The 4,337-nt window shown below is 42.7% G+C and carries 3 protein-coding genes; all 3 read left to right on the top strand.

Going from position 1 to position 4,337, the window contains the following annotated elements; translation table 11 throughout:
* On the top strand, positions 1 to 1,201 hold a 1,201-nt coding region (radA, locus tag FC65_RS09045; RefSeq protein WP_056972423.1), incomplete at its 5' end, for a DNA repair protein RadA.
* A 100-nt stretch (positions 1,202 to 1,301) separates the two neighbouring features.
* Positions 1,302 to 2,426 carry a PIN/TRAM domain-containing protein gene (locus FC65_RS09040; protein WP_010496793.1) on the top strand — a complete coding sequence of 375 codons (1,125 nt, stop codon included), beginning with the start codon at positions 1,302 to 1,304 and terminating at the stop codon, positions 2,424 to 2,426.
* Positions 2,427 to 2,533: 107 nt separating this feature from the next.
* Positions 2,534 to 4,024, top strand: coding sequence for a glutamate--tRNA ligase (gene gltX / locus FC65_RS09035; protein WP_056972422.1), 1,491 nt, complete (start codon positions 2,534 to 2,536; stop codon positions 4,022 to 4,024).
* Positions 4,025 to 4,337 lie beyond the last annotated feature (313 nt).

Here is a 4,337-nt window from a genome sequence, read left to right as displayed (position 1 = left end):
GCCGCAGCTATTAAAAGATGTTTCCTTGAAACAAGCGCCACGGGTGCAAACGCAGATCGATGAGTTAAATCGGGTGCTCGGTGGCGGGATCGTACCGGGCTCATTAGTTTTGATCGGTGGTGATCCGGGGATCGGTAAGTCTACTTTGTTATTGCAAGTTTCTGGACAGTTGGCACAAACGGGCGGCAAAGTCCTTTATGTTTCTGGAGAAGAAAGTGCAAATCAGATCAAGATGCGTGCTGAACGTTTGTCAGTCTCTAGTGATGATTTTTACCTCTATCCGGAAACTGACATGGGCGCGATCCGAGCTAATATTGACAGTTTGAAGCCAGACTACGTGGTGATCGATTCCGTGCAAACCATGCAAGAACCCGAGATGTCGTCAGCTGTTGGGAGTGTGTCGCAGATCCGTGAAGTGACCGCGGACTTGATGCGCTTGGCTAAAGGACAGGGTATCACGATCTTCGTTGTTGGTCATGTGACTAAGGGGGGCGCGATCGCCGGGCCTAAGATCTTAGAACATATGGTGGATACTGTTTTGTATTTTGAGGGTGACCTCCATCATTCCTATCGTATTTTACGAGCAGTCAAAAATCGCTTTGGCTCAACTAACGAGATCGGGGTGTTTGAAATGCGCGAAGGTGGCTTGTACGAAGTTAGCAATCCATCCCAGATCTTTTTGGAGGAACGTTTGCAGGGAGCAACAGGCTCAGCAGTAGTCGTTTCATTAGAAGGGACACGGCCGATCATGGTCGAGATCCAAGCTTTGGTGACACCGACGGCCTTTGGCAATGCAAAAAGAACCACTTCAGGTCTTAACCAAAATCGGGTGTCATTGATCATGGCTGTCTTGGAAAAACGAGCCGGCTTGATGCTGCAAAATCAAGATGCTTATTTAAAATCAGCAGGCGGAGTTAAGTTAGACGAGCCCGCCATTGACTTGGCATTAGCGATCAGTATTGCGTCAAGCTACCGTGAAAAAGAAACAGTCGCAACAGATTGCTTTATTGGAGAAGTTGGTTTGACAGGTGAGATCAGACGAGTTTCTGATATTGAAACTCGCGTGCGTGAAGCCCAAAAACTGGGATTCAAGCGGATCATTATTCCGCAAAATAACCTGTCTGAAGCAGATTTGCCGGAGAATATCGAAGTCCGTGGTGTTAAAACGTTAAATCAAGCGTTACATTTCGCTTTTGATTAAGTAAAAAAAGACACATAATTAATTTATTTTTGGTAAAATATTTAAAGGATGGTAAAACATTCTGTGACAAATCAAATCAGGAGAAAGTGAAGTGATAAGGATGCGAAAAAGAATGATCCAGTTAATTTTCGCACTTTTAGGAATAGGCGCGGGCTACTCATTCATGCCAATGGTATGGGCGGGATTTAACGTGCAAAATCGATGGCTTAACAATATTTTTATTGATATGGTGATCGGTTTAGTCGTTTTTGTTGTTTTAAGTATTATTTTGATCGAACCGGTTGAAAAGTTAGTTCAAAGGATAGAAAAATTTTTAACTAATGAAAAACCGGAGATGATCGTAACTGAAGTTATTTCGACGGTTATTGGGTTATTGATCGCGGTTTTGATTTCCTTATTATTCTCGAATTCGCAATTATTTTTCTTAAACACGATCTTACCCATTGTTTTATTGATTTTGTTTGCTTACCTGGGATTTATTTTAGGACGCTCGCGTTTTAATGATATTCGCAAGATCTTTGTTCGCCGCAAGAAGACGGGTTTAGAGGACAGCGAGCATTCTGGTGATGTTTTAGAGCGTAAAGCAGGCGACAATTTTCGTAAGTATAAGTTGCTAGACACCAACATCTTGATCGATGGCCGGATCTACGATCTTGCCAAGACTGGTTTTTTGGAAGGGATCTTAGTCGTTCCGAACTTCGTCTTGTATGAATTGCAGTATATTGCTGATTCGGCTGATAGTGTCAAACGTGTGCGTGGACGGCGTGGTCTTGATATTTTGAACAAACTCCGGGATGAAAAAATCATGCCGGTCCAAATGTATGATGGTGATTTTGACGATATCCAAGAAGTTGACAGCAAATTGTTGAAGTTAGCTAAACTGATCGATGCGGTTGTTGTTACTAACGACTATAATTTGAACAAAGTCGCTGAATTTCAAAATGTTCAGGTCTTAAACGTTAATGCTTTGGCTAAGTCGCTCAAACCGCGAGTTATCCCCGGCGAAACACTGAAAGTGATGATTATTAAAAACGGAACAGAGCGGCAACAGGGTGTTGCATACTTGGATGATGGCACTATGATCGTGGTCGAAGATGGGCACTATTATATGAACAAATCGATCGAAGTTGAAGTTACGAGTGCGCTCCAAACGGATGCCGGACGGATGATCTTCGCTAAACCGACACATTCTAAACGTGGCATTAACGAGAAAAACTCCAATTAGTTTGCTTAAGAGTGTTTATTTTTGCTGGTAAGCATAGTACAATTTAATGGTGTGGCTGTTTTAACGGCCCAGAAGAGGAATATCAATGAAAGAGGCGTAATTTATTAATGGCTAGTGATAAAATTCGGGTACGGTATGCTCCAAGCCCAACAGGACATTTGCATATCGGAAACGCTCGGACAGCGTTATTCAATTACTTATTTGCACGGCATAACAATGGGACATTTGTTTTGCGGATCGAAGATACTGATACTAAAAGAAATGTTGAAGATGGCGAAAAAAGCCAGATGGAAAACTTGGAATGGTTAGGCATTGATTGGGATGAAGGCCCAGACAAGCCTGGCGAATATGGGCCATACCGTCAGTCAGAAAGACGTGACATCTATGCTCCATTGATCCAAGAATTGCTGGATAAAGATCTGGCTTATGAATCATACATGACTGAAGAAGAACTTTCAGCTCAACGTGATGAACAACGGGCTAACGGTGAAGCTCCTCGTTATATCTATGAATATGAAGGTATGAGTGAAGACGAGATCAAGGCATCCCAAGAAGCTGCTAAAGCCAAGGAAATCAAGCCGGTAATCCGTTTGCGTGTACCACATGATCATTTATATGAATGGGACGACATCGTTAAGGGCAAGATCAGTTTTCAGTCTGCTACGATCGGCGGCGACTTTGTCATTGCTAAGCGCGATGGCATGCCAACCTATAACTTCGCCGTGGTCGTCGATGACCATATGATGGCGATCACCCATGTTTTACGTGGTGATGACCATGTTGCTAATACTCCTAAGCAGTTGGCTGTTTATGATGCATTTGGTTGGGAACCACCTGTTTTTGGTCATATGTCATTGATCATCAACACTGCTACTGGTAAGAAGTTAAGTAAACGTGACGAAACTGTGTTGCAGTTTATCGAACAGTACCGTTCACTAGGTTATTTGCCAAACGCGATGTTTAACTTTATTACATTATTAGGCTGGTCACCAGTAGGTGAATCCGAAATATTTACGAAGAAGCAATTTATCAAGATGTTTGATCCCAAACGTTTGAGTAAATCGCCAGCTTCATTTGATAACAAGAAATTGGAATGGGTCAACAACCAGTACGTCAAGGCCGGTAACGCCGACCAGATCACTTCATTAGCGATCAAACAGTTGATCAAGGCAGGCCGTTTGCCAGAAAATCCATCGAAAGAGAAGATCGAATGGGCACGTCAGTTGACAAACCTTTACAAACAACAGATGTCTTACGCTGCTGAAATGATCGATCTTTCGTCCGTCTTCTTCGATGAACCTGAGTCGTTAAGTGAAGATGCTTTGAAAGAATTATCACAGGAAACTGCTCCGGTAGTTCTACAGGAATTTGCTGCTAAGATCAAGGAATTACCAGTCTTCGATGCATTTGAGATCCAATCAGTGATCATGCAGATCCAAAAGGAAAAGGGTATTCGCGGCCGCAAGCTGTATATGCCGATCCGGATCGCCACGACCCGTGAAATGCACGGACCAGATCTGGCACCTTCGATCGAATTGATTGGCCGTGAAAAAGTGTTGTCGCACTTGGATAAGACTTTTGCAGAATTAGGAATTTAGTTTTAAACACTGATAAGTGAAAAGTTCGGAAGCAAAACTGAGTTTGTTTTGTCACCGGACTTTTTTGTTAAATTTGGTAAGTGAGATGCTGTTCCTTTCCTCTTAGGTCGCGCTTGAAAGGCCAACTTTGGTGAAGTAAGTGTTACAAGTAGAAATGTAATGCAAACTTCAGCAAAGTAAGTCACACAAGTAGAAATGCGACGCAAACTTCGGCAAAGTAAGCAACACAAGTAGGAATGTAACGCAAACTTCGGCGAAGTAAGTAACACAAGAGGAAATGTAACGCAAACTTTGGCGAAGTAAGTCTCACAAG

Origin of the sequence: Ligilactobacillus acidipiscis DSM 15836 (assembly GCF_001435755.1) — a bacterium.
Classification (GTDB): Bacteria; Bacillota; Bacilli; order Lactobacillales; family Lactobacillaceae; genus Ligilactobacillus; species Ligilactobacillus acidipiscis.
This window is presented reverse-complemented; position numbering and strand designations above follow the sequence as displayed.